Origin of the sequence: Rathayibacter sp. VKM Ac-2929, from assembly GCF_022815495.1 — a bacterium.
In the GTDB taxonomy this organism is placed as follows: domain Bacteria; phylum Actinomycetota; class Actinomycetes; order Actinomycetales; family Microbacteriaceae; genus Rathayibacter; species Rathayibacter festucae.
The window spans coordinates 525,474-549,987 of the sequence record NZ_JALGRV010000004.1; the positions used below are offsets into that span (position 1 = coordinate 525,474).

The following is a 24,514-nucleotide window of genomic DNA, read 5'->3' on the forward strand; positions in this document are numbered from 1 at the left end:
ATCGTGCGGGAACGGTGGCGAGTCACGCCGGGACGGCGTCGCGGTAGAGGCCCGCGGCACGGGCCCGCTGGACGGCGAGCTCGATGACGAGCGAGAGGGCGGGAGTGTCGACCCCCGCGAGGTCAGCGAGTTCGAGAGGGACGCGGAAGAGCGCGTCCACCTCCATCGCGCGACCGGACAGCAGATCCTGCACGACGCTCTGCACGTGGTGCGACGTCTTCAGGTGTGCGACGCCCGCGCCGGTGTCGCCCGGGTCACAGCCGAGAGCCCGTGCAACGGCACCGGCCTCAGCGGCCATCGACTCGGCGAGAGCGGCGACGGTGGGGGCGGCGAGAGCGTCCTGCATGGCCGAAGCGGTGAGCACGCCCAGCGAGCCTCCGATCATGTTCATCGCGAGCTTCTTCCAGACGGCGTCCCGGATCGACGCAGTGGCCGACACCTCGAGACCGCTGCCGTCGAACGCCGAGGCGAACGCAGCGAGACGAGGGTCGTCCCGCCCGTCGGGCCGGCCGATCACCAGCCGGTTGCGCGGGTTCTCGGCTTGGATGACGCCGGGTGCGACGGCCGTGCAGGCGGTGTAGGCGACGGCTCCGACGATCTGCTCGGCTGCGAGCTGCGTGCCGAGAACGCCGCCCGGATCGAGGCGGGGGAGGGGCGTCCCCTCGAGGGGACCGCCGTGTGAGCGGAAGTACCACCACGGCACCCCGTTGGTCACGAACAGCACGACGCCGTCGGCCGCGAGCAGGGGGGCCAGGTTCTCGGCGATGCTCGGCAGGGCCGGGGCCTTGACCGCGACGACGACGACGTCCTGCGGTTCCAGATCCTGCGGTCGGTCGGTGGCGAGCGGATGCGAGAGCAGCGTCCCCTCGCGGGTCTCGACCCGCAGCCCGTTCTCGCGGACCGCGGCGAGGCTCTCTCCACGGGCGATCAGCGACACCTCGACCGCGCTGGACGCGAGACGCCCGGCGAGGTGGCCGCCGACGGCGCCCGCGCCGTACACGCAGACCTTCATGCGCGTGCTCCTCCGGTCATGCCTGATCCTCGAACTGCCGGCGCTTCGCGGTCGCCGCGCTCAGAAGGAACGAGATGTCGTTCCCGGTCGAGACGTAGCTCGCCCCGAGGTCGAGGTACTTCTCGATGAGCTCCGGCCATCCGCCGAGCCCGCCGATGCCGATCGCGGTGCCGGAGGCCTTGCAGGCGGCGATCACCCGCAGGTAGGCCTCGTGCACGGACGGATGGTCCATCTGCCCGGCGACGCCGAGCTCGACGCTGAGATCGTTCGCGCCGACCAGCAGCATGTCGACGCCGTCGACGGCCGCGATCTCCTCCACGGCCTCCAGGCCCACACGCGACTCGATCATCGCGACGACGAGGGAGGCGCCGTCGATCTCGCGGATGACCTGCTCGGGCGGGTAGGTCCGGTAGTTCAGCTGGGGCGCCGCACCCGCGAGCGAGCGCTCGCCGACCGGCACGTGCTTGACGGCGCGCACCAGCGCACGCGCCTCCTCGGCCGACTGCACGCCGGGCAGGATGATGCCCATCGCCCCCGAGTCCATGACTCGGGCGATGAGGGGAGCGTCGAGTCCGGGGACCCGGACCAGGGGAGTGACTCCGAGGGCGTTGCAGGCCATGCAGATCTGGCCGGCGTCCTCGAGGGAGACGCTGCTGTGCTCCAGGTCGATGTAGACGGAGTCGAACCCCGCCGTCGCGGCGATGGAGGCGATGTCGACGGTCCGGACGAGCCGGACGGTCATCGAGTACACCGTCTCGCCCTTGCTCAGCTTGTCTTTCGCGCGGTTGACGAGGATGCGGGGGACGTCGTCGTTCATGGTGGGGTGATCTCCTGATCGGGGTTCTCAGCCGAAGGGCGTCGGCAGAGTCTGCGCTTCGTCGTCGAAGCCGTACTCGGATTTGACCTCGAGGTACTCCTCGAACCCGAACCGGCCCATCGAGCGGCCGGTCCCGGACTGCTTGTAGCCGCCCATGGGGGCGTAGGAGTCGGTCGCCGCGCCGTTCCAGCTGATGCGGCCGGCACGGAGGCTGTTCGCGATGCGCCGGGCGTCCTCCGCCTCCCCGGCGAAGACGAAGCCGGCGAGGCCGTAGGGGGAGTCGTTGGCGATGCGCACGGCCTCCTCCTCGTCGCGGTAGGGCAGAACGGCCAGCACGGGTCCGAAGATCTCTTCGCGGGCGATCGTCATGTCGGGGGTGACTCCGACGAACACGGTGGGCTGCACGAAGTATCCGCGCTCCAGGCCCTCGGGGTGATCGAGGCCGCCGGTGACGAGCTGCGCGCCCTCGTCGAGGCCGCTCCGGATGTGCGCGCGGACGGAGTCGCGCTGGGCGGCGCTGACCATCGGACCCATGGTGGTCGACTCGTCGAGCGGGTCACCGAGGACGAAGCGCCGGGCCTCGTCGACGAGGAACGGCACGACCTCGTCGATCCGGCTCTCGTGCACGAGCATCCGCGTCGGGGCGTGGCAGGACTGGCCGGCGTTGAAGAAGCCGCGCTGGATGTTCCAGCGGGCGGCCTGCTCGAGGTCGGCGTCGGGGAGCACGATGTTCGCCGATTTCCCGCCGAGCTCGAGGCACACGCGCTTCACCGTGGCGGAGGCGGCGGCGCCGACCTGGGCGCCGGCGGCCGTGGAGCCGGTGAACGAGATCATGTCGACGTCGGGGTGGCGCGAGAGGGTGTCGCCGACCTCGCGGCCCGGGCCGTTGACGAGGTTGAACACGCCCGCGGGCACTCCGGCCTCGTGCATCACCCGGGCGAGGAGTGCCCCGCTCGCGGCTGAGACGACGCTGGGCTTGGCGACGATGGTGCAACCGGCGGCGAGGCCGTAGATCGCCTTGATCACGCCGGTCTGCACCGGCCAGTTCCACGGCGAGATCAGAGCGCAGACGCCGATGGGCTCACGGCGCACGATGGCACGGCCGACGCGCGACTCGAAGGGGTAGTCGCGGAGGATGTCGCGCGCCACCCGCATGTGCTCCGCGGGGCCGGCGACCTGGGCGCGATTGCCGACCGGGATCCCGACTTCGCGAGCGATGAGCTGCGAGAACTCCTCCTCGTACGACTCGTACACCTCGATCACTCGGTCGATGAGGGCGATGCGCTCCTCGACCGAGGTGACCGAGAAGGTATCGAAGGCGCGGCGCGCGGCGGCGACCGCGAGATCGGCATCGGCTGAGCCGCCGAGCGCGACGCGTGCGAACGGCTCCTCACGCGTCGGGTCGATGAGGTCGGTGGTGCGCGGGGTGATCGGCTCGACCCAGCGGCCGTCGATGTAGAGATGCGGGTACTGCTTCATGAGCGTGGTCCTCCTCGGGACGGGCGGGACGTGGCGGGGGCGGCTGCAGCGGGCGTCAGCTGCTGTGGGTGTAGCCGCCGTCGCAGGCGATGGTCTGGCCCGTGATGAACGCCGATGCCGCGGCGGAGAGGAAGATCATGATCCCGACCAGGTCGGTGGGGACCATTCCGCGGGGGATGCACTGCCGCGAGGCGGCGCGCTCGCGCACGGCGACGGTCGGGTTGACGGTGCGCTCGACCTCGGTCGCGACGCTTCCCGGGCGGATGCAGTTGACCGTGATGCCGAAGGGGCCGAGCTCGCGCGCCAGCGAGTTGGTCATGCCGATGACCGCCGACTTCGAGGTGACGTAGTGCAGGTAGTCGACGGTGCCGTTGGTCACGGCGTCGGAGGAGACGTTGATGATGCGGCCGAATCCGGCGTCGCGCATCGGGGCGGCCACGGCGCGGGCGCAGAGGTAGCTCCCGGTGATGTTGACGTCGAGCACCTGCTCCCACTTCGCCAGGGGGATCTGATCGAACGGGGCCTTCTCGATCGTCGCGAAGATTGAGGCGTTGTTGATCAGCACGTCGACCCGGCCCCACCTCTCGAGGACGGACGCGACCATCGCGGTCACCGACGGCTCGTCCGAGACGTCCACCCGGACCGCGAGAGCACTGCCCCCGACGCTCTCGATCTCGCCGACCACCGACTGCGCCTTCGCGAGGTCCAGGTCGGCCACCACACTGAGCGCGCCTGCCGCCGCGAACTGGCGGGCGAGCTCGCGGCCGATGCCCTGAGCGGCGCCGGTGATGATCACCACTCGTCCCTCCACGCTGAAGTCGCGAGCGGAGGCGGGGACTCCCGAGTCCTGAGGGGTGTGAGTGAGCGGAATCGTCGTCATCGTCAATCCTCGGAGGGCTGGTGTGCGAATGGAAGAGGTCTCTAGCGCCGTTCCCTTCCGCGCACCGCCTCCGAGTCGGAGACGGTTCGGAAGCGACCTCGCTTCTGCCATTGAACATATCCCGTCATCTGGGATACTGTCAATCAGCGGCACCTCGGCTCCCGGAGCAGGAGGGGGCCGGACATCGCAGACCATCGGCTCTCGCCGGGGGGTGCATCGATTCGTGAAGGAGCAGACATGCGCGTGAGCAAAGCAGCGGACACCGACGTCGAGAAGGTCGGCACCATGCGCGAAGGAGTACTGGAGCAGAAGCACCTGCTGTTCGGCGAGGACGGCTCGCCGAACAACTACGACCTCAACATGGGTCAGACCGGTGGCGGCGGATGGCGCACCCCGCGTCACCGCCACACCTTCGATCAGATCCGCTACGTGATCAAGGGGAAGCTCCCCTACACCGAGACCGAGGTCCTCGAGGAGGGCTGGGTCGGCTACTTCCCCGAGAGCGTCCACTACGGACCCCAGGAACGCGCCGAGGGCCTGCGCACGATGGTGCTGCAGAGCGGCGGCGCCAGCGGCGGCGGCTACCTCAGCGTCGCTCAGCGCGAGGCCACCAATGCCGAGCTCAATGAGAAAGGCGAGTTCAAGAAGGGCCTCTACTACTTCACCGACGAGAACGGCGTGGAGCAGAGCGTCGACGGATCTCAGGCGATCTTCGAGCACGCGATGGGCCACCCTCTCGAGTTCGCGCCCCCGCGCTACACCGACGTGATCGCGATGGACCCGGAGGCCTACGCCTGGACACCCCAGGGTGCCGAAGGGGTCGAGGAGAAATGGCTCGGCCGCTTCACCGAGCGCGACCTCCGCATCGGCTTCCTCCGCCTGGAGGCAGGAGCCGTCTACGAGGCCGGCCAGTTCGACTCGATCGAGATCCTCTTCCAGATCGACGGGAAGGTGACGGCCAAGGGCGACACCTACGGACCCGAAACCGGGTACGAGTTCCTCGCCAATGAGGGCCCCGTCGCGCTCGAGGCCGTCGAGCCGACGACCTTCCTGCGGACGGTCTTGCACCGCTTCTGAGGGGAAGTCGCACGATGACGGTGCCGCGGGGTCTCACGACTCCGCGGCATCGTCATGTCGACCGAGCCGCGATCCGCCTCGACCTCAGAGCAGGACGTCCGCGTCGCCGAGTCGCTCTGAGATGGTCTCGGCAGCTTCCCTGACGGCGAGGATCGCCTGCCCCATTTCGACGTCGCGGCGCTCGTTCTCGTCCCACGCCACTCCGACGCTCCCGAGGACGGTCTTCCGCTCGGTCAGGATCGGCGCAGCGCAGCCCCAGACTCCCGGGTTGAACTCTCCGCGGGTGACGAGATAGCCGTCCTTCTTGATCTGGCCCAGCGCGGCTCGGAACTCGCCCCAGTCGCTGCCGAGGCCCGCGGCCTCGATCTGCGCGCTCTGGCGCGGGTAGATCGCCTTGAGGCGATGGTGCGGGAAGTGGGCCATGATCACCTTCGACACCGCGCCCTGGAAGAGCGGACGCCGCTGCCCCCGACTGAAGCGGTTCGCCGGGCTCAGGGGGGCGCGGTACTCCGCGACGCACAGGACCGAGTCGCGGAAGGCGGTGCACAGCAGCGCCGAGTGGCCGATCTTCTCGACCAGATCTTCGAGCACTCCGTGACTGGCGAGCAGCAGGGGGTCGGTCTGGCGGATCTGCAGATCCATCTCGATGATGCGAGGGCCGAGCCGGTAGTAGCCGTTCTTCACGGCGGTGAGGAGGCCCGCGTCGTGCAGTGTCTTGATGTACCGGTAGCCGGTCGAGCGTGAGGCGTCGAGCGCCGTGATCAGGTCGGCGGTCGACCACACCGGCTGCTCCTCGGTGTAGAGCTCCAGGATCGCCAGCATCCGAGCCAGGCTGCCGGCGCCGTCGGAGGAATCAGAGAGGGCGTTGAACGACGGAGCCACCTGTGTCATGCCGGTCTCCCTACTTTCCTGCTGGAAGTCTCACAGTATCGGATGCACTCACGAGCGATTCTGGCCGTGCTGCGGGGCGATCCTCCCTCGCGCGAGCGGCACGTCGACCGTCGATTCCGCCACTGGCAGCCTTGAGGCACCAAGGCAATCGCAGATATCCTGAACTGCGGGATCTATTTAGCAATATCTAGCTGAGCTCGCTCCCCGACCGAGAGGCAGCGCATGTCGTTGCAACGATATTCCGACCGGATGTTCATCGGAGGAGAGTGGTGGGCGCCCTCGTCGCCCGACCGTATCTCCGTCGTCTCTCCCGTGAGCGAGCAGGAGTTCGCCTCTGTGCCCGCCGCCGATGTCGAGGCGGTCGACCGAGCCGTCGGCGCCGCCCGCGAGGCCTTCGACTCCGGGCCGTGGCCTCGACTCCCGCTCGCGGATCGCGTCGCGGTCCTCCGCCGCCTGGAGGAGGGGCTGCTCCGGCACGGCGACGAGCTCGCCCGGTTGATCACCGATGAGATGGGCTCGCCCATCACCCAGTCGCGAGCGATCCAGGTCGGCAACGCGAGCGCCGTGATCGCGGCGTTCCTCGACCTGGCCGACAGCTACCCGTTCGAGACTGAGCGGACGACCGATCGAACGCGAGCGCTGGTGACCCGAGAGCCGGTCGGCGTCGTCGCGGCCGTCGTCCCGTGGAACATGCCGCTCGTCGCCGCGGTCCAGAAGATGGTGCCCGCGCTGCTGGCCGGCTGCACCGTGATCCTCAAGCCCTCGCCCGAAACTCCGCTCGACGCGTACTTCCTCGCGCAGCTGCTGAGCGACGCCGGGCTGCCGGCCGGGGCGTTCAACGTCTGCGTGGCCGAGCGGGAGGTCAGCGAGCACCTCGTCACACACCCCGGAGTCGACAAGGTCGCCTTCACCGGATCCACCGCCGCCGGCAGGCGCATCGCGTCGCTCTGCGGCCAGGCCCTTCGCCGGGTGACGCTCGAGCTCGGCGGCAAGTCGGCGGGGATCGTGCTCGACGACGCCGATCTCGAGCGCACCGTCGAGAAGCTCCGGCTCGGGTCGTTCCGCAACAGCGGCCAGGTCTGCAGCCTCAAGACGCGCCTCCTGGTGTCGGAGCGGCGCCTTCCGGAGTTCACCGAGCGTCTGGTCGCGATGATCGCGTCGATGCCCGTCGGCGATCCGCTCGACGCGGCCACTCAGATCGGGCCGATGGTGAGCCGCCGGCAGCGGGACATCGTGGAGTCGTACATCGCGAGCGGACGCGAGCAGGGCGCGAAGCTCGCTGTGGGCGGCGGCCGGCCAGCCGGCTTCGACCGAGGCTGGTACGTCGAGCCGACGGTCTTCACCGGAGTCGACCCCGGCATGCGGATCGCGCAGGAGGAGATCTTCGGCCCGGTCCTGTCAGTGATCGCCTACTCCGATGAGGATCAGGCGATCGCCATCGCCAACGACTCCACGTACGGGCTGAGCGGCGCCGTGTACACGGCGGACATCGAGCGCGGAGTCGCTTTGGCGCGACGGCTGCGCACCGGCACCGTCGAGGTCGACGGCAACCCCGCGGGAGTGGTGGCACCCAATGGCGGATTCAAGGCGAGCGGGATCGGGCGCGAGAACGGTCGTGAGGGCCTGGACGCCTACACCGAGATCAGGTCCATCGGCCTTCCCCTCCGAAGCAGCGGCGAGTGACTCCCGCCCTCTCGGACGATCTCGCTCGTCACTTCGCCCACCTCGCTGCCGGGATCGACCCGGCGGCCCTGCCTGCGGAGGCGGCGGAGGCCGCGAAGAAGAGCATCCTCGACACGATCGGAGTGAGCCTGGCCGCCTCCGGTCTCGAACCCGCAGCTCGCAGCGTCCTCGCGCTCGTCCGCGAGGGGTCCGGCTCCGAAGCGACAGTGCTCGGCTACGGGGGTCGAGCGGCCTCGGCGGACGCGGCGTTCGTCAACGGAGCGCTCGCGCACGCGCTCGACTTCGACGACCAGACCCCGTGGGGCCAGCATGCCGCGAGCTCGATCGTGCCCGCGACGCTCGCGCTGGCAGAGCGCGTCGGCGGCGTGTCCGGCGCGACACTTATGACTGCCGTCGCTGTGGGTCAGGACTTCTTCGCTCGGCTGCGCCGACACGTCGGCTGGCGGAAGGACTGGAATCTGTCGTCGGTGCTCGGCGTCTATGCGGCGACGGCGGCCTCGGGCCGGGTGCTGGGGCTCTCGGCTGAGCGCATCGAGCACGCACTGGGCATCGCCAGCATGCATTCGAGCGGGGTCATGAACATGATCGCCGGCAGCGGGAGCGACCTGCGCGGGATGTACGCCGCGTTCTCGGCGCGGGGTGCGGTCACCTCGGTGCTCCTGGCGCAGCGAGGACTCTCCGGCGTCCCGGAGCTGTTCGAGGGGGAGTCCGGGGTGCTCGCGACGTACTTCCGCGGCGAGTACGACCGAGAGGCGATCCTCCGCGACCTCGGCACGGATCTCCGCGGCTGCGGCACGCTCTACAAGCTCTGGCCGTCCGTCGGGACGTCGCACAGCCACATCCACGCGACGCTGCAGCTGATTGACGAACTGGGCATCGCGGCCGACGGTATCGAGTCCTTGCGCGTGCACGTGGGGGACTACCACGCCGTGATGTGCAGGCCGCTCGCCAGCAGGAGGAATCCGTCGTCGGTCGCCGATGCGAAGTTCAGCCTGCCGTTCCTGGTCGCACTGGCGGCCGTCAGGGGTGGGGTGGGCCTGCGCGACTTCACGCAGGAGAGTCTGCGCGACCCGGCCGTCCTGGCGATGGCGCAGCGGGTGACGCCGGTTCCGGATCCCGCTCTCGACTGGAAGGACGTGCTTCCGGCGGGGCGGGTCGAGATCGTCACGCGCGATGGGCGCACGGCGAGACGGGTCGGCGCGAGCGTCCCTGGGAGCAGTCGGAACCCACTGACCTGGGAGCAGCTCTCGGTGAAGTTCGCCGAGTGCGCTGCCGCCTCTGCGTCGCCGCTCAAGGCGTCTCGGGTCGACCGCGCGGCCGAGCTCCTCCGCACCCTCGAGTCGGTGACTGACGTCCGCGACATCCTGAGGCTGTTGGCCACCTGACGCCGAGGAGGCAGCGATGGGCGCAGCCGAGGCCGAGGGCGTTCCGCGCAGCGACCCGAGGGTGACCTCGCGACGCAGGGGGGCTCTGTCAGACCCCTGCCTAGCCGCTCCGATCCGACCTTGACTTCGAGAGTGAAAGGGCCGTGAACCGGCACGACCAGACGGTCGCGCGGGTCCGGCCGGCCTGAGAAGAGAAGGACGAACGAGTATGAGCACAGCACAGCGATTCACGGGGAAGGTCGCCTTCGTGACCGGAGCTGCTAGCGGCATCGGACGGGCGACCGCGCTCGCCTACGCCCGGGAAGGCGCGAAGGTCGCCGTCGTCGACCTGGCGGGTGACGGCCTGCAGGGCGTCCGCGAGGAGATCGCGGCCGCAGGCGGAACGGCGATCGCGCTCGAGTGCGACGTCGCGGACGCCGAGCAGGTCGCGGCGGCCGTCGCGCGCACGGTCTCCGAGCTGGGAGGCCTGCACGTCGCCTTCAACAACGCCGGGATCGAGCAGCCGAACACCGCTTTGGCCGAGACCGAGGTCGATGACTGGGACCGCCTGTTCGCGGTCGACGTGCGAGGGGTGTTCCTCTGCATGAAGCACGAGATCCAGCACATGGAGGCGCACGGCGGTGGTGCGATCGTCAACACGACCTCCGGGGCCGGCGTCGTCGGCATCCCCGAGCAGGCGGGCTACTCCGCCGCGAAGCACGCGGTCATCGGGCTGTCCAAGTCAGCTGCTCTCGAGTACGTGGGCGCGGGCATCAGGGTCAACGCGGTCGCGCCCGGCGTGATCGACACGGCGATGATCGAACGCGTCACCGACGGCGACTCGGAGTCGATGGTCGAGCAGGAGCCGATCGGGCGTCTCGGCCGCGCGGACGAGATCGCCGCCGCCGTGCTCTGGCTGAGCAGCGACGAGGCGTCCTTCACCGTCGGGCACACGCTCGTGGTCGACGGCGGGCAGACCGCCGGCTGAGAGGACGATCCGCGGGAGAGGACGGAGAGGTCGCACTCGATCACGAGCAGCGGCCACTCCGTCCCGGACCGGTGCGAGGGAGGCATCGGGTTCGGCGGGGATCCGACTGTCAGAGCCCTGTCTGCGCCTCGAGGTCGGCCGGGTAGCGACCGCCGACGATCCCGGACGACAGCGCGGACAGGGTCGCGAGGTCCTCAGGAGCCAGCACGATCGAGGCCGCGCCGAGGTTCTCGACGAGCCGGTGCTTCTTCGTCGTGCCGGGGATCGGCACGATCGACTCGCTGCGGGAGAGCAGCCAGGCGAGCGCGACCTGCGCCGGTGTCGATCCGTGACGAGACGCGATCCGGGTGACCGCGGTGAGGAGCCTGAGGTTCTGCGCGCGGACCTCCTCGGCGAACCGCGGGATCCGGGCGCGGAGGTCGTCGTCGTCGAAGGTCGTGGCAGTGTCGATGGTCCCGGTGAGGAACCCCTTCCCGAGCGGGCTGTAGGGGACGAAGCCGATGCCGAGCTCGGCACAGGCAGCGAGCACCCCCTCCTCGGGCCGGCGCCACCACAGCGAGTACTCGCTCTGCACGGCGGTCACCGGCTGCACGGCGTGGGCACGGCGGATCGTCGCCTCGGCCGCCTCGGACATGCCGTATCGCGCGACCTTGCCGGCGTCGATCAGATCGCGCACGGCGCCCGCGTAGTCCTCGACCGGGTGGTCCGGATTGATCCGGTGCTGATAGTAGAGGTCGAGGCGCTCGACACCCAGACGGCGCAGCGACCCTTCGACAGCCGTGACGATCTCCTCCGGGCGGAGCATCCGCCCGGAGGGCCGTCGCGTCTCGGGATCCACGTGCATCGCGAACTTCGTCCCGATCGCGACCCGTCCGCGGAAGGGGGCGAGCGCCTCACCGAGGAGCTCCTCGTTCCGGTGCGGTCCGTAGATCTCGGCCGTGTCGAAGAAGGTGACGCCGAGCTCGACGGCGGTTCGCAGCACGTCGATCACGGCTTCTCGATCCGGGCGGCCGCTGTAGCCGCCGGTCATGGTCATGCAGCCGAGGCCGATGCTCGACACCGCGAGGTCACGACCGAGGGTGCGTGTGTTCGCGGACGGGGGAGACGTGGCGGGATTCGTCATCGTGGAGGTACCTCGCGGGGTGTGGAGAGAGTGGCGGTGGATGTCGAGGCTATGGGGACTGGCGCCCGCGAGGGAGGCTCTGTCACTGCACGCCTCATCGAGGCGACCAGTGGTATCGGCGCCGCTTGTCTGTGCGCCGGCTGAGAACTTTCGAACGGTCCTCGCGGACGGGGGTGACCTCCGCGACATCAGGAATCCCCGCCGATGCGCCGAAGTGGTGGTGTCGCGGCGCTCGAGAAGAGGGGGGTTCTGCGGGAACCCGTCTTGCTGGACCCCTCCCGGGCCGCTCCGCGACCGCACTTCACTGAGAGCTCAGCCCACCTGAGCTAGACCCCGATCCCCCGACCGAGGAGACGTCATGAGCGATCAGAACACGACCACACCGGAGACCGAGGACCGCGGACCGCGCGGACTACGCCGTCGCCACCTGCTCGCGTTGGCCGGCGCGGGCGGAGCGGCCGCACTGGGCGCGGCCGCCCTCGGCGGACTGGTGCCCGATGGCGTCGGCGAGGCCCAGGAGGGGCGCACTGCCACGGAGGACTGGGACAAGACCTTCCCGCGCGACCCCGACGTCGACCACGAGAAGGTGACCTTCACGAATCGTCTCGGTCTCACGCTCGTCGGCGACCTCTACTCACCCCGAGGCGTCAGCGCCTCGACGCCGTCCCGGGCGCTGATCGTCGGCCACCCGTTCGGCGGCGTGAAGGAGCAGACCTCCGGGCTCTATGCGCAGACCCTGGCGGCACGCGGCTTCGTCACCCTCGCTTTCGACGCGTCCTACAACGGCGAGAGCGGCGGGACGCCCCACTTCATCGCCTCGCCCGAAGCCTTCGTGGAGGACTTCAGCGCGGCCGCCGACTACCTCGGACTGCACCGCCTCGTCGACGCTGACCGTCTCGGCGTCCTCGGAGTCTGCGGCAGTGGTGGATTCTCGCTCGCCGCGGCACAGACCGACACCCGGATGAAGGCCGTCGCGACCGTGAGCATGTACGACATGGGTAGAGACCGTCGGCAGGCGCTCGGCGACACGATGACGGAGGAGCAGCGCCGCGAGCAGGTCGACGTCATGAGCCGCCAGCGCTGGGCGGAGGCCCGCGGCGAGGAGACCGAGTACGTGCTCGGCACTCCCGAGACGATCACCGCCGACTCGCCCGCCGTCGCGCGAGAGTTCTACGACTACTACCGCACCCCGCGCGGGCAGCACCCCCGCTCCACGACCGAGATGTCGCTGACGAGCAACGGCGCGCTGATGCGGTTCCATCCGTTCGAGAGCATCGAGTGGATCTCGCCCCGCCCGATTCTCCTCGTCCATGGAGAGGTCGCGAACTCGCGCTACTTCAGTGAGGACGCCTACCAGCGGGCGGCGGAGCCGAAGGAGCTGTACATCGTGCCGGGAGCGGGCCACGTCGACCTTTACGACCGCGTGGACCTGATCCCGTGGGACCGGCTCGCCGACTTCTTCACGCAGAACCTCTGACCGGCGTCGCCCTCGTCGCGGAGAGATCGAGGGTCGCAGCTCAGCGGGACGTCGTCTCGTACCGCGCCGTCGGAGTCGGTCACCCGCACCGGCGCCACCCCTCCGAGGGGTTGGGACAGACCCTCTCAGCGGGCCCGGACGCGGTTTAGCGTGGTGCAGTGGGCCGACGCCGATCAGCCCGGAACGACTCGATCAGTCCGACCGGACACGGCGGTACCGATCCACCGGCGGGAGAACGCGGTATGGACCCGTCCGCGGCCGTCCGTGCGGCAATCGGTGCCCTGCCCCCTCGCCGCACTCGTTGCACGGAGAACTCACCGCGCCGGGCTCGCGCCCAACGACATCCCACCACTCTCTACACGAAGGACACCATGCGCACTGTCAACGCCTACGCAGCACCGTCGGCCACCGAGCCGCTGATCAAGACCACCATCGAACGGCGAGACGTCGGCCCGACGGACGTCATGATCGACATCAGCTATGCCGGCGTCTGCCACTCCGACATCCACACTGTTCGCGGCGAATGGGGCCCGATCCAGTATCCGCAGGTCGTCGGCCATGAGATCGTGGGGCGCGTCTCCCAGGTCGGCTCCACGGTGACGAAGCACGCCGTCGGCGACCTCGTCGGGGTGGGCTGCATGGTGAACTCGTGCGGCAAGTGCGTCTACTGCCTTCGCGGGGACGAGCAGTACTGCGCCGAGGGCAACATCCAGACCTACGCGGGCGTCGACCCCGCCGACGGCACGATCACCCAGGGCGGGTACTCCCAGGCGATCGTCGTCGACGAGGACTTCGTCCTCCGCGTCCCCGAGAGCCTCGACGAGCAGAAGGTCGCCCCGCTGCTCTGCGCCGGCATCACCACCTACTCGCCGCTGCGGCACTGGAACGCTGGCCCCGGTACCCGTGTCGCCGTCGTCGGTATGGGCGGTCTTGGCCACATGGCCGTCAAGATCGCCCACGCCCTCGGCGCCGAGGTGACCGTGCTCTCGCAGACCCTCTCGAAGAAGGAGGACGGGCTGCGTTTGGGCGCCGACCACTACTACGCGACGAGTGACGACGCGACGTTCACCGACCTCGCCGGAACCTTCGACCTGATCATCAACACGGTCTCGGCGAAGCTCGACATCGGCGCCTATCTCGGCCTGCTCGACATCGACGGCACCATGGTCAACGTCGGCGCCCCCTCCGAGCCCCTCTCCGTCCCCGCCTTCGCCCTCATCCCCGCCCGCCGCAGCTGGGCGGGGTCGGCGATCGGAGGCATCCGCGAGACCCAGGAGATGCTCGACTTCTGCGCCGAGCACGGCATCGTCCCTGAGACCGAGCTCATCCGCGCCGACGAGATCAACGACGCGTACGAGCGCGTCCTGCGCTCCGACGTCCGCTACCGCTTCGTGATCGACGCGGCCACGCTCGCGTGACCCGGACGTCGAGGAGGGGCGAGCGAGCGAGCTCCTCCTCGACGGCAGCCTCCGGCATCAGGATCCGGGAGAGGTCGTCCGGGAGGGTGTCCTGCCCAGGCAGGTACCAGCAGAACCCTTCACGCGCTGCCCTGGTGCTCGTACCGTGACAGCCATGGATCACCGAGTCGAGGTACGCGAATTCCTGGCCACGCGCCGTGGACGGATCACACCGGAGCAGGCCGGAGTCGAGCCCACCGGCGGACGGCGCAGGGTCGCCGGTCTGCGCCGAGACGAGGTCGCGCGACTCGCGGGGATGAGCGTGGACTACTACACGCGTCTCGAGCGGGGGAATCTCTCGGGTGTGTCCGACTCCGTCCTCGACGCGATCTCGCGGGCTCTGCAGCTGGACCAGGCCGAGCACGACCACCTCCACGATCTCGCCCGGACCGCGAACGAGGCCGGCCTGCGTTCGCGCAGACGACCCGCCGCGGCAGTGAAGGTCCGACCCGAGGTGCAGTATCTGCTCGACGCGATCACCGGTGCTCCGGCGTTCGTCTCGAACACCCGAATGGACATCGTCGCGGCGAACGCGCTCGGCTTCGCCCTCTACTCGGAGATGTACAAGAGCAGCGCCCGGCCCGCGAACCACTCCCGATTCATCTTCTTCGACCCGCGCGCGCACGTCTTCTATCCCGATTGGGAGCGGGCCGCAGACGTGAACGTCGCGATCCTCCGCCGTGACGCCGGACGCAACCCGCACGATGAGCGACTCGCCGCCCTGATCGGCGAGCTCTCGATGCGCAGCGATGATTTCCGTGCGCGGTGGGCCGAGCACAACGTTCGCAGGCACTACACGGGCCTGAAGCAGTTCAACCACCCCGTCGTCGGCCTGCTGGAGCTGACGTTCCAGGCGACCGAGCTGCAGGACGACCCGGGTCACTCGATCACCGTCTACCCGGCAGTGCCGGGCAGCCCGACCGACGACAAGCTGCGGCTGCTCGCCACCTGGGCTGCGACCGAGGACATCGCGCGCCTCGCCCCCAGCTCTGCGAGCTGAACGCGCTCCCGCCGGCGAGCGGACAGCTCCCGTCTTCCGCGGCGCCGCCCGCCCCGACCCCGATCTCGAAGGATGCAATGACCTCCACCATGCCGGTGTTCCTCCCCGATGCGAGCGATCGCGCCGAGCCGCGGAAGATGCCGTGGCTCGCCCTCGCTCTTCTGGCCACGATGGGGTTCGTCCTCGTCGCGGCCGAGACGATGCCCGCAGGCCTCCTGCCTGTGATCGCCGACGGAATGGGCACCAGCGAGGGCACTGTCGGTCAGTTCATCAGCGTCTGGGCACTCGGCACGGTGATCGTCACGATCCCCGCGATCAGCCTCACCCGCGGACTCCGCCGCAAGCCGCTGATCCTCGTGACCATCGCCTGCCTCATCGCCGCCAACACCGTCACAGCCCTCTCGAGCGACGTCGTGCTGTCGCTGGTGTCCCGCTTCTTCGCGGGCGCGTTCACCGGGATCATCTGGGGCATGCTCGCCGCCTACGGCCGCCGGATCAGCCCCCGGAACCGCTCGGGGCTGGCGCTGTCGGTCGTCTCGGTCGGCGCTCCCGTCGGCTTCGCCCTCGGCACACCCCTCGGTGCGTGGCTGGGGACGACGTTCGACTGGCGCTGTTCCTTCGGCGGGCTGAGCCTGATCGCGCTGATCACCTTCGTGCTGATCGCCCTCTTCGTGCCGGACGCGCCCGGCCAGCCGAAGACCGCGGCGGGGAGCCTGCCGCTCGCCCGCGTCTTCGCGATGCCCGGCGTCGCGATCGTCTGCCTGACGATCTTCGTCTGGATGCTCGCGCACAACACGATCTACACCTACATCGCGCCGTTCCTGCGCGAGGGCGGCTCGGGCCTCGCCCCGGACCTCGTGCTGCTGGTCTACGGCGTCTCCTCGATCGTCGGAGTCGCGATCACGGCGGCGGCCATCGACCGCTATCCTCGCGGCCTGCTGCACGGCAGCCTCGCGCTGTTCATCGTCGCGGCGCTCGTCCTGCTCCTGGGCCGCGGCGCCCCGCCGGCCGTCCTCGCAGCGAGCGTGCTGTGGGGCGTCACCTTCGGCGGCGCTTCCGCGCAGCTCCAGTCGGCCCTCAGCCGCTCCGGTCGCGAGAACTCCGACGTCGCGAACTCGTTCCTCCCCGTCGCGTTCAACCTCGCGATCTTCGCCGCGGGGGTGCTCGGCGCGGTGCTGCTCGAGAGCGTCGACGCCCTGGCCCTCGCCGTGCTGATGGCGGGGCTCGGAGTGGTCGCTCTGCTGATCACCCTCTACGGCCGCCGGTCCGCGTTCACGGTCGACCACCTCGACGCGCGCTGACACTCCTGGACAGGAGTCTGCCGATGACAACCGCCCCAGGCGCCCCGACGCCGATCGTCCTCGAGATCGACGGGGTCGAGGTCTCCGGGCGACTCGATGCCAGCGCGACGAGTGAGTCCCTCCTCGCCCTGCTCCCGCTGACACTGTCCTTCCGCGACATGGGTGGGCAGGAGAAGCTCGCCGACCTCGGAGTGGCTCTCAGCCTCGACGGCGCACCGCCGCGCAGCGATGCTCAGCCGCTCACGATCGGCTACTACAGCCCCACTCGGAACCTCGTGCTCTATTACGAGCACGTCGGCACGTTCTCCGGGATCGTGCCGCTCGGAGAGTTCGACGACCTCGGCCCCGTCGAAGACCTCGCCGACGGAACCCGCGTCACCCTCCGACACGCCCGCTGACAACCGTCAGCGCGCCGCCCGAAAGACAGGAGTCACCCATGAAGGCCGCCTATATGTTCGGCGCCGGCGATGTCCGCATCATCGACGCACCCGACCCGGTCCTGCAGGAGGCGACGGACGTCGTCGTGCGCATCGTCCGCGCCTGTGTCTGCGGATCCGATCTGCACCCGTACCACGGGATGGAGAAGAGCTCCGAAGGAGTCTCGATGGGTCACGAGTTCATCGGCGTCGTCGAGCAGATCGGTGCGGAGGTCCGCACGCTGGCGGTCGGCGACCTCGTCATCTCTCCGTTCTCCTTCTCGGACGGCACCTGCGAGTTCTGCCGGGAGGGGCTCTTCACCTCCTGCGTGCACGGCGGCTTCTGGGACATGCCCGGCATGGGCGGCGGGCAGGCGGAGGCCATCCGGGTGCCTCTCGCGGACGGCACTCTGGTGAAGGTTCCCGGCGTCGACGAGTCGTCGCCGTTGCTGACCTCGCTCCTGACCCTGTCGGACGTGTACGGCACCGGTTGGCACGCCGCCACCAGCGCCCAGGTCTCGCCCGGCGACACCGTCGCGGTGATCGGCGACGGAGCGGTGGGGCTCATGGCCGTGCTGTCGGCGAAGCAGAAGGGCGCGGAGCGCATCATCCTGATGGGCCGTCACACGGCTCGCACCGATCTCGGCATCGAGTTCGGAGCCACCGATGTCGTCGCCGAGCGCGGCGAGGAGGGCATCGCGAGGGTCAAGGACCTCACCGGCGGTGTCGGAGTGCGGAAGGTCCTCGAGGCCGTCGGTCACATGCCCGCCTACGAGCAGGCGTACAAGATCGTCCGGCCCGGCGGTGTCATCAGCCGCGTCGGTGTTCCGCAGTACGAGGACGCTCCCGTGGGCTTCGGGAGCCTCTTCGGCGGCAACATCACCCTGACCGGTGGGCCCGCCCCGGTCCGTGGCTACATCGAGCAGCTCATGCCCGCGATCCTCGACGGGAGCATCGACCCGGGCAGGGTGTTCGACCGCACCGTGGCACTCGACGAGGTCCCCGACGCCTACCGCGCCATGGACGACCGCCAGGTGCTCAAGGCGATGATCACCTTCTGATCACGCTGCGACCCCGCACCGAGTGGGACCGCCTGCTCCCCTCACCTCCGGAACGATGAAGGAGAACATTGTGAACATCGAACCCTCCCTCCCGACGACCAAGAATCCTCCCGAGCAGTTCGCCGGCGACGTCTGGCTCGACATGATCGCCGTCCCGCATGAGGACGGCCAGCACATGACCGTCGCCACCGTCCGCTTCGCCCCGGGCGCTCGGACCGCATGGCACTCGCACGCCCGCGGGCAGTACCTCCGAGTGACCGAGGGCGTGGGCCGGTTCGGGACCCGCGACGGGGTCGTCATCGAGGCCCGCCCCGGAGAGACCGTCTACACCCCGCCCGGCCAGGAGCACTGGCACTCGGCGCCCCGCGACCGCTTCATGGAGCACATCGCCATGACCGAGAACGGAGACGATCCCGCCACGACCACGACCTGGCTGGAGCACGTCACCGACGCCGAGTGCTTCGGCGCCGATGCGTGAACGCCGCAGACCCGCTCACCGGAAGGACGTCGTCATGACCGCCCACGAGGACGCTCTCGCGGAATTCGCGATCCTGTTCCCTGCACGACCCGACCCGGACGGCACCTCGCTCGGTGCGACCGACCCGGAGTTCTTCGCCTTCTACCGGGACTTCGCGTTCGGCGAGACGCTCGGGCATGTCGACCTCGATCGGCGAGAGCGGCTTCTCTACCAGCTCGCGGCCTGCATCGCGGTCGGGGCGGCGGGTGAGTTCCGGGTGCTTCTCGGCGTCGCGCTCGAGGTCGGAGTCCCTCCCGTCCAGGTGAAGGAGGTGACCTATCAGGCCGTCGCCTACGTCGGCAGCGCGCGGGGGATCGAGTTCATCGCTCTGAGCAACGAGATCCTCACCGCGCACGGGATCGCCCTGCCCCTCGAGGGACAGTCGACCACCACTCCCGAGACCCGGCGCGAGGCAGGGCTCGACGTGCAGACACGCATCTTCGGACCGGAAGTCGTCGACGGCCTCTTCGCCGGGCCGGCCGACACCCGGCGCTTCTCCGAGTTCCTCGCCGGCCACTGCTTCGGCGACCACTACACCCGCACCGGTCTCGATGTGAAGCAGCGCGAGCTCGTCACCTTCGCGCTGCTCGCGGCACTCGGCGGTGCCGACAGTCAGGTCAAGAGCCACGTCACCGCGAACCTGAAGGTCGGGAGCACCCGGGGCGACCTCCTCGAGGTTCTGACCGTGCTGGTCGCGTACATCGGCTACCCGCGCACCCTCAACGCGCTCGCGCAGGTGAACGCGGCCGCACCCGCCGAGACCTGACGCGACGAGTCGGCGACAGCGACGCGATCGTCCAGCGGGGCGCTGCCGTGACCCGTCACGGCAGCACCTCGCTGGATTGCTGGGTGAGGACTTCGATGGGGGAGTGACACGAACGGCCGTTCGATCGTCACGATCCTGAGGAGGAGCCATGAGAAACGACCGCCGTTGCCAGAGAACCGTTGCCGGACCCGGATCCCGCCGCAGGACTCCTGTCCTCCTCGCGTCACTGGTCGGTCTCGTCCTGTCCGTCTCCGGGTGCAGTGCTTCGGACGGCAGTGCCGAACCCGCGATGAACGGCTCCTCGGTCCCCGCGGGCCCGTCGTCCGGCGCGCCGACCGGTCCGACGTCGGCCCCGCCCACGGAGTCCGCCCCGGCCACCGCTGCAGCTCCCACGACGACCGCGCCGTCCGACACCCGGACCTCTCTCACGCTCCGGTTCGGCGACCGCGAGATCCGGGCCACCCTGGAGGACTCCGCCGCCTCCCGCTCTCTCCTCGCTCAGTTGCCGGCGACCCTCGACTTCAGCGATTACGGCGGGCAGGAGAAGATCGCGACGCTCTCCGCGCCGCTCGATCTCACCGGTGCCACGGATCGGGCGGCAGCGCCCGCCGGAACCCTCGGCTACTACGCGCCCGACCAGGGCCTCGTCCTCTACTACGAGAGCGTCGGGGCGTACTCCGGCATCGTGCCGCTCGGCGTCTTCGACGACGTCGACGCGCTCCGAGACGCGAGCGACGGCTCTGTGGAGGTCCGGGTTCAGTGAAGTGAGGGGTTCTGAGAGAACCTCTCAGAAACCCTTGGAGGCCCTTTAGCGTCGGCCTTGTCCACAACCGACTTGGAAGGTTCACTGACGATGGCCACGACGACGCCCACCCGCTTTCCCCCGAACAGGCTCTCGGGCGCCGCCCTCGCTGGCGCCGCCGCCGCAGCGCTGGTCCTGGTACCGGCAGCACCTGCCGCCGCCCATCACGGCTGGGACGGCTTCGACACCGACCACCTGGTGTACATCGCGGGCACGGTCTCCTCCGAGGGCAGCTGGGGCGAACCGCACTCGTACTTCGACACGACCCTCGACGGCGAGCTCCCCGCCGACACCCCGGAGCTGACGATCCCCGAGGAGCTGCAGGGCCCCGAGGACAGCGTCCGCGTCGAGGCTGCGCTCGCGTACTCCGGCTCGCAGGACGAGCTCGAAGTGACCATCGCTCCGCCCGCCTACACCGGCAGATGGGGACTCGATCGGCCGCTCGAGATCGGAGAGCGATTCCAGGGAGTCGGCTACATCGACCGGACGGACGACGCCCTGTTCCGCCCCGTCGCCTTCTGGTACGGAGACGACGACGTGCCGGTGAACCAGGTGCTCGGCGACATGCTCCCGGTCCGCGCACCGCTGCCCGAGTCGTCTGGCGCGGAGTCGACGCCTGCGCCCGCCTCGACATCGACCGCGGCCGATCCGATGGAGGACGCGGAGGAGTCCCCAGGGTCCGACGCCGAAGCGGCGTCCGGACAGAACGGTGTCGCGACGACAGGCGTCTGGGTGGCGTTCGGCGCCGTGGTCCTCGGCGCGGCCGTGGGCGGGCTGCTCTACCTGCGACGCCGCGCCGGGCAGAGCTGAGCGGCTCGCAGATGCCGCAGTGGCTCGAGACGGCGTTCGCATGGCTCCAGAGCACGGCGGTCGGAGAGGCCGTGCGGGGCACTCCGTTCCTGTACCCCACGCTCGAGAGCATCCACATCGTCGGGATCGCCCTGCTGATCGGCCCGGCCTTCGCCTTCGATCTCCGCCTGCTCGGAGTAGGGCGCCGTCTCGTCTCCGTCACCACGGCCGCCCGCTCGCTCCTGCCGGTCTCCCACGTCGGCCTGGCGGTCGCCCTCCTCACAGGAGTCGCGCTGTTCAGCGCACAGACGACCGTGGTCGCCGGCTCCGCCGCCGCGCCCTGGAAGCTGGGACTCCTGCTCGTAGCGGGGCTGAACGTCCTGGTGTTCCACCGGGGCGCCTACCGCCGGGTCGAGGACTGGGCGGAGGCCTCTCCTCCGCCCGCCGCTCTGGTCGCCGCCGGCTTGTCGCTGATCGCCTGGACCGGGGTGGTCTTCGCCGGACGATTCCTGGCATACACCTGAGTGCACGGCCCGGGAGGGAGGCTCTGTCAGCCCCTCGCTCACTGAGAGAGGCCCCGGATACCGTCGCTGATGAGCGGCACCGGAGCCATCGACCGTCACACCCCCACTCGGCCTCACAGGACGGCGTTCGCGTTTCCCATGGCGCGGACGTCGCGTGAAGGCCCCGGTGACGAGAGCATCGTGTCCCAGTCCGCGGGAGAGACCCCTATCCCTCTCGCGGCGGCTCGGACAGGGGCTCCGGTGCCGCCGCTCGCGTTCCTCCGTCCCTAAGGAGACTCATGACGACGTCCCGGCAGCCCCGCCCGTCCATAGCCGCTCTGTGGGTGCTCGTCGCAATTGCGGCAGCAGTCTTCGGAGTACTGGCGATGGGGTCGATCGGCCAGAGCGTGGCCTCTGCGTCCTCAAGTGAATCCACCACTGGTGAGATGATCTGGCGCATCACCGACGAGCGATGCTGACCGTGACCGACCTCCGAGAGACCTCCTCCCTGTCGCGCCGGAGAGCACGCGAGGTGGTCGTCGACGCATGCTGCCTCGGCGACGCAGAGCTCGATGCGCACATCGACGACCTCTGGGCGGCGAAGTGCGACCCGGACTCGATGCGTCGCCTTCTCGCCCGCTTCCGACTCGAGGTCGATGCCGCACGACTCCTCCTCGCTGCCGCTGCTGAGCCCGCCTGGTGGTCCACGGTGACTGCAGAACGACTCGAGGACGCCTGCAGGGCAGCACGGATCTGGGCGGAGGGCGACCCGATCTGCTCCGAGCTCGAACGACGCTTCGCCTCGCTTCTCAGAAGCGTCTTCGGGATCGAGATCGCGGCGATCCCGCGCGGCCATCGAGTCCCCTAGGGCACGCCGTTCCCTTCCCCTCCATCGTTCCTTCATCAGAATCGAGACGCTCATGACCAGAACGCCCGTCCGCGTCGTGCTTACCGCCGCCGCTCTCGCACTGGGCACCGTTCTCGCTTCGTGCACCGCGCCGTCGACCACTCCGGACGCTCCGACCAGCGCCACGGCCGAGCCGACGGTCGCGCCGCTCTCGCTGGGCGAGCCCGAGGTCGTCACCAACGGACTCGAAGCACCCTGGTCCATCGTGTCCCTCCGCGGTGTTCCGCTCGTGAGCGAGCGGGACACCGCGCAAGTCCTCGAGCTGGGTGCCGACGGCTCGAGTCGAGTGGTCGGTGGCATCGACGGCGTGCTCGCGCGGGGCGAGAGCGGCCTCCTGGGCCTCGCCGTCTACCAGGACCGCCTCTACGCCTACTCGACAGGCCGCGACGGCAACCGCATCCAGCGCTTCGAGGTGACGGGAGAGGCCGGTGCTCTGCAGCTCGGCCCCGCAGAAACGCTGCTGGACGGACTGCCGTCAGCGAGCTACCACGACGGCGGGCGGATCGCCTTCGGCCCCGACGGCATGCTCTACGCCACCGTCGGCGACGCGGGCCGCTCGGAGCGAGCGCAGGACCTCGACTCGCTCGGCGGGAAGATCCTCCGGATGACGCCGGACGGCACGGTCCCGGACGACAACCCGTACCCCGGCTCGCTCGTCTACAGCTCCGGCCACCGCAACCCTCAGGGCATCGCCTGGGCCGAGGACGGCACGTTCTTCGCGACGGAGTTCGGCCAGGACACCTGGGACGAGCTCAACATCATCACGCCCGGCGCGAACTACGGCTGGCCGACGGTGGAGGGGATCGCGGAGGACGACCGCTTCGTCGACCCGGTGCAGCAGTGGGGGCCCGACGAGGCGAGCCCGAGCGGGATGGCCGAGATCGGCGGCACGCTCTTCCTCGCCAATCTGCGCGGCCAGGTGCTGCGTGCCGTGCCGGTCGACGCGCCCAGCACCTCGACCGACCACGCGGTGGGGGAGTTCGGCCGGCTGCGCGACGTCACCGTCGCCGAGGACGGGCGGCTGTGGGTCGCGACGAGCAACACCGACGGTCGCGGCGACCCGGAGACCGACGACGATCGGATCCTCTCGTTCTCTCTCGAGAACGACTGACCTCCGAATCGCTCGTCCGAGGGCGACGAGGGGGGCTCTGCCTGAACCTGTCTCCCGGTGGGTGCGGCTGCTTCACTCGAGGAGACGACGTGAGTGAGGACTCCTATGACGCACACGACCCCGACCACGCCCGACGGCTCCATGCAGGCCTGGACCAGCGCAGAGGGCGTGCCGCTGCAGCGCGCGACCCTGCCGATTCCCGTCCCGCAAGCCGAGCAGCTGCTGATCCGGGTGCGTGCCGCGGCCCTGAACAACGGCGACCTCACCGCAGCGGGGGAGGAGCACGTCGCCGGCTTCGAATTCGCCGGCGAGGTCGTCGCCGTCGGAGCCACCGCTCCGGCCGATCTCCTCCGCCGCCGGGTCTTCGGAATCGCGGAGGGGACGCTCGCGGAGTACGTCGTCGCCCACCACCGCCACGTGCTCGTGACTCCCGACGCGCTGAGCGACGTCGACGCCGCCGCGACGCCCACGGCCTTCACGACCGAGTTCGGCGCCGCTGAGACGGCGGCGATCGGGGAGGGATCCACCGTGCTCGTCACCGGCGGAAGCTCGGCACTCGGACTCGTCGCCGTGCAGGTCGCGAAGGAGCGCGGGGCGCGGCGCGTCCTGGCGACCACCAGATCGGAGGACAAGATCCGCGCACTCGCCGACGCCGGTGCCGACGCGGTGCTCCTCACCGCCAACGACGGCATCGCCGCGGCGGCCCTCGAGGCGACCGACGGAGTCGGTACCGACGTGGTCCTCGACCACCTCGGCGGCGATGCGCTGGATTCCGCCGTCGCAGCCGCCCGCGACGGCGGCACCGTCGTCAGTGTGGGACGGCTGGCTGGTGGGACCGGCGCTCTGGACCTGTTCGCTCTCGCCCGCCGCCACGTCCTTCTCCGGTCGGTGTCGTACGGGCTGACCCCGCCCGAGGTGCTGGGCGATCTCCTCGACGGCCTCGCCCGGACGCTGCTGCCCGCGATCGTCGCGGGTCGGCTCCGGCCCGTGGTCGCGGCGACGTACGACTTCGAGCGCGCGCCCGACGCGCTCGGGCACCTGCGCACCGGCAGGTCCGCCGGGAAGGTCGTCGTCACCCTCGGCTGACCGGCCG

The 24,514-nt window shown here is 69.8% G+C and carries 23 protein-coding genes; 17 read left to right on the plus strand and 6 right to left on the minus strand.

The window, feature by feature from the left end:
• Window positions 1-22: 22 nt before the first annotated feature.
• From MT355_RS15085 to MT355_RS15100, 4 genes are read right to left on the minus strand one after another with little or no spacing between them, the layout of a single operon-like run.
• On the minus strand, window positions 23-1,012 hold the full coding sequence (locus tag MT355_RS15085) for a ketopantoate reductase family protein (protein ID WP_243600153.1): 990 nt from the start codon (window positions 1,010-1,012) through the stop codon (window positions 23-25).
• A gap of 16 nt (window positions 1,013-1,028) precedes the next feature.
• The gene (locus MT355_RS15090) at window positions 1,029-1,829 is read right to left on the minus strand and encodes an HpcH/HpaI aldolase/citrate lyase family protein (RefSeq protein WP_243600154.1); all 801 of its coding nucleotides are present in this window, start codon (window positions 1,827-1,829) and stop codon (window positions 1,029-1,031) included.
• A gap of 27 nt (window positions 1,830-1,856) precedes the next feature.
• Complete coding sequence (locus tag MT355_RS15095) at window positions 1,857-3,308, minus strand: aldehyde dehydrogenase family protein (RefSeq protein WP_243600155.1); 1,452 nt, start codon at window positions 3,306-3,308, stop codon at window positions 1,857-1,859.
• 55 nt (window positions 3,309-3,363) lie between these two features.
• Window positions 3,364-4,188 carry an SDR family NAD(P)-dependent oxidoreductase gene (locus MT355_RS15100; RefSeq protein ID WP_243600156.1) on the minus strand — a complete coding sequence of 275 codons (825 nt, stop codon included), beginning with the start codon at window positions 4,186-4,188 and terminating at the stop codon, window positions 3,364-3,366.
• A 237-nt stretch (window positions 4,189-4,425) separates the two neighbouring features.
• Between MT355_RS15100 and MT355_RS15105 the strand changes: the two genes are divergently transcribed.
• Window positions 4,426-5,265 (plus strand): hypothetical protein, encoded by an 840-nt coding sequence (locus tag MT355_RS15105; protein ID WP_243600157.1) that lies wholly within the window; start codon window positions 4,426-4,428, stop codon window positions 5,263-5,265.
• 84 nt (window positions 5,266-5,349) lie between these two features.
• Here MT355_RS15105 and MT355_RS15110 read toward each other — a convergent pair whose 3' ends face one another.
• On the minus strand, window positions 5,350-6,156 hold the full coding sequence (locus tag MT355_RS15110) for an IclR family transcriptional regulator (protein WP_243600158.1): 807 nt from the start codon (window positions 6,154-6,156) through the stop codon (window positions 5,350-5,352).
• Window positions 6,157-6,405: 249 nt separating this feature from the next.
• Between MT355_RS15110 and MT355_RS15115 the strand changes: the two genes are divergently transcribed.
• From MT355_RS15115 to MT355_RS15125, 3 genes are all read left to right on the plus strand, one after another.
• Window positions 6,406-7,839 (plus strand): aldehyde dehydrogenase, encoded by a 1,434-nt coding sequence (locus MT355_RS15115; protein WP_279392501.1) that lies wholly within the window; start codon window positions 6,406-6,408, stop codon window positions 7,837-7,839.
• Window positions 7,836-9,224 (plus strand): MmgE/PrpD family protein, encoded by a 1,389-nt coding sequence (locus MT355_RS15120; protein WP_243600160.1) that lies wholly within the window; start codon window positions 7,836-7,838, stop codon window positions 9,222-9,224. The genes MT355_RS15115 and MT355_RS15120 overlap by 4 nt, the downstream gene beginning before the upstream one ends.
• 208 nt (window positions 9,225-9,432) lie before the next feature.
• Complete coding sequence (locus tag MT355_RS15125) at window positions 9,433-10,191, plus strand: SDR family NAD(P)-dependent oxidoreductase (protein WP_243600161.1); 759 nt, start codon at window positions 9,433-9,435, stop codon at window positions 10,189-10,191.
• Window positions 10,192-10,300: 109 nt separating this feature from the next.
• On the opposite strand, the gene MT355_RS15130 is transcribed toward MT355_RS15125, so the two are convergent.
• Window positions 10,301-11,314, minus strand: a complete 1,014-nt coding sequence (locus MT355_RS15130; RefSeq protein ID WP_243600162.1) for an aldo/keto reductase — start codon at window positions 11,312-11,314, stop codon at window positions 10,301-10,303.
• Between the two features lie 358 nt (window positions 11,315-11,672).
• On the opposite strand from MT355_RS15130, the gene MT355_RS15135 reads away from it, so the two are divergent.
• The 13 genes from MT355_RS15135 to MT355_RS15195 all read left to right on the plus strand — a co-directional run bounded on the left by MT355_RS15135 (window position 11,673) and on the right by MT355_RS15195 (window position 24,507).
• Window positions 11,673-12,791: an alpha/beta hydrolase gene (locus tag MT355_RS15135; protein ID WP_243600163.1), complete on the plus strand. Its 1,119-nt coding sequence runs from the start codon at window positions 11,673-11,675 to the stop codon at window positions 12,789-12,791.
• A gap of 371 nt (window positions 12,792-13,162) precedes the next feature.
• Complete coding sequence (locus MT355_RS15140) at window positions 13,163-14,209, plus strand: NAD(P)-dependent alcohol dehydrogenase (protein WP_243600164.1); 1,047 nt, start codon at window positions 13,163-13,165, stop codon at window positions 14,207-14,209.
• 154 nt (window positions 14,210-14,363) lie between these two features.
• The gene (locus MT355_RS15145) at window positions 14,364-15,248 is read left to right on the plus strand and encodes a helix-turn-helix transcriptional regulator (protein WP_243600165.1); all 885 of its coding nucleotides are present in this window, start codon (window positions 14,364-14,366) and stop codon (window positions 15,246-15,248) included.
• A 77-nt stretch (window positions 15,249-15,325) separates the two neighbouring features.
• The gene (locus tag MT355_RS15150; RefSeq protein WP_243600166.1) at window positions 15,326-16,549 is read left to right on the plus strand and encodes an MFS transporter; all 1,224 of its coding nucleotides are present in this window, start codon (window positions 15,326-15,328) and stop codon (window positions 16,547-16,549) included.
• Between the two features lie 23 nt (window positions 16,550-16,572).
• On the plus strand, window positions 16,573-16,947 hold the full coding sequence (locus tag MT355_RS15155; protein WP_243600167.1) for a cyclophilin-like fold protein: 375 nt from the start codon (window positions 16,573-16,575) through the stop codon (window positions 16,945-16,947).
• A 38-nt stretch (window positions 16,948-16,985) separates the two neighbouring features.
• On the plus strand, window positions 16,986-18,026 hold the full coding sequence (locus MT355_RS15160) for an alcohol dehydrogenase catalytic domain-containing protein (protein WP_243600168.1): 1,041 nt from the start codon (window positions 16,986-16,988) through the stop codon (window positions 18,024-18,026).
• Between the two features lie 70 nt (window positions 18,027-18,096).
• Window positions 18,097-18,504, plus strand: coding sequence for a cupin domain-containing protein (locus tag MT355_RS15165; RefSeq protein WP_243600169.1), 408 nt, complete (start codon window positions 18,097-18,099; stop codon window positions 18,502-18,504).
• 34 nt (window positions 18,505-18,538) lie between these two features.
• Complete coding sequence (locus MT355_RS15170) at window positions 18,539-19,309, plus strand: carboxymuconolactone decarboxylase family protein (RefSeq protein WP_243600170.1); 771 nt, start codon at window positions 18,539-18,541, stop codon at window positions 19,307-19,309.
• Window positions 19,310-19,598: 289 nt separating this feature from the next.
• Window positions 19,599-20,072: a cyclophilin-like fold protein gene (locus tag MT355_RS15175; protein ID WP_243600171.1), complete on the plus strand. Its 474-nt coding sequence runs from the start codon at window positions 19,599-19,601 to the stop codon at window positions 20,070-20,072.
• Between the two features lie 90 nt (window positions 20,073-20,162).
• Window positions 20,163-20,921 carry a hypothetical protein gene (locus MT355_RS15180; RefSeq protein WP_243600172.1) on the plus strand — a complete coding sequence of 253 codons (759 nt, stop codon included), beginning with the start codon at window positions 20,163-20,165 and terminating at the stop codon, window positions 20,919-20,921.
• 71 nt (window positions 20,922-20,992) lie between these two features.
• The gene (locus tag MT355_RS15185; RefSeq protein ID WP_243600173.1) at window positions 20,993-21,424 is read left to right on the plus strand and encodes a hypothetical protein; all 432 of its coding nucleotides are present in this window, start codon (window positions 20,993-20,995) and stop codon (window positions 21,422-21,424) included.
• A gap of 899 nt (window positions 21,425-22,323) precedes the next feature.
• Entirely contained in the window at window positions 22,324-23,421 is a 1,098-nt protein-coding gene (locus MT355_RS15190) for a sorbosone dehydrogenase family protein (protein ID WP_243600174.1), read from the plus strand.
• Between the two features lie 105 nt (window positions 23,422-23,526).
• Window positions 23,527-24,507: a zinc-binding dehydrogenase gene (locus tag MT355_RS15195; RefSeq protein WP_243600175.1), complete on the plus strand. Its 981-nt coding sequence runs from the start codon at window positions 23,527-23,529 to the stop codon at window positions 24,505-24,507.
• Window positions 24,508-24,514: the final 7 nt, after the last annotated feature.

Coding starts and splice junctions, on each gene's coding strand:
- MT355_RS15115 (WP_279392501.1), top strand. CDS start 6,406: ATGTTCATCGGAGGAGAGTGGTGGGCGCCCTCGTCGCCCGACCGTATC.
- MT355_RS15135 (WP_243600163.1), top strand. CDS start 11,673: ATGAGCGATCAGAACACGACCACACCGGAGACCGAGGACCGCGGACCG.
- MT355_RS15145 (WP_243600165.1), top strand. CDS start 14,364: ATGGATCACCGAGTCGAGGTACGCGAATTCCTGGCCACGCGCCGTGGA.
- MT355_RS15160 (WP_243600168.1), top strand. CDS start 16,986: ATGAAGGCCGCCTATATGTTCGGCGCCGGCGATGTCCGCATCATCGAC.
- MT355_RS15150 (WP_243600166.1), top strand. CDS start 15,326: ATGACCTCCACCATGCCGGTGTTCCTCCCCGATGCGAGCGATCGCGCC.
- MT355_RS15100 (WP_243600156.1), bottom strand. CDS start 4,188: ATGACGACGATTCCGCTCACTCACACCCCTCAGGACTCGGGAGTCCCC.
- MT355_RS15085 (WP_243600153.1), bottom strand. CDS start 1,012: ATGAAGGTCTGCGTGTACGGCGCGGGCGCCGTCGGCGGCCACCTCGCC.
- MT355_RS15190 (WP_243600174.1), top strand. CDS start 22,324: ATGACCAGAACGCCCGTCCGCGTCGTGCTTACCGCCGCCGCTCTCGCA.
- MT355_RS15155 (WP_243600167.1), top strand. CDS start 16,573: ATGACAACCGCCCCAGGCGCCCCGACGCCGATCGTCCTCGAGATCGAC.
- MT355_RS15180 (WP_243600172.1), top strand. CDS start 20,163: ATGGCCACGACGACGCCCACCCGCTTTCCCCCGAACAGGCTCTCGGGC.
- MT355_RS15140 (WP_243600164.1), top strand. CDS start 13,163: ATGCGCACTGTCAACGCCTACGCAGCACCGTCGGCCACCGAGCCGCTG.
- MT355_RS15090 (WP_243600154.1), bottom strand. CDS start 1,829: ATGAACGACGACGTCCCCCGCATCCTCGTCAACCGCGCGAAAGACAAG.
- MT355_RS15175 (WP_243600171.1), top strand. CDS start 19,599: ATGAACGGCTCCTCGGTCCCCGCGGGCCCGTCGTCCGGCGCGCCGACC.
- MT355_RS15110 (WP_243600158.1), bottom strand. CDS start 6,156: ATGACACAGGTGGCTCCGTCGTTCAACGCCCTCTCTGATTCCTCCGAC.
- MT355_RS15095 (WP_243600155.1), bottom strand. CDS start 3,308: ATGAAGCAGTACCCGCATCTCTACATCGACGGCCGCTGGGTCGAGCCG.
- MT355_RS15125 (WP_243600161.1), top strand. CDS start 9,433: ATGAGCACAGCACAGCGATTCACGGGGAAGGTCGCCTTCGTGACCGGA.
- MT355_RS15105 (WP_243600157.1), top strand. CDS start 4,426: ATGCGCGTGAGCAAAGCAGCGGACACCGACGTCGAGAAGGTCGGCACC.
- MT355_RS15130 (WP_243600162.1), bottom strand. CDS start 11,314: ATGACGAATCCCGCCACGTCTCCCCCGTCCGCGAACACACGCACCCTC.
- MT355_RS15195 (WP_243600175.1), top strand. CDS start 23,527: ATGACGCACACGACCCCGACCACGCCCGACGGCTCCATGCAGGCCTGG.
- MT355_RS15170 (WP_243600170.1), top strand. CDS start 18,539: ATGACCGCCCACGAGGACGCTCTCGCGGAATTCGCGATCCTGTTCCCT.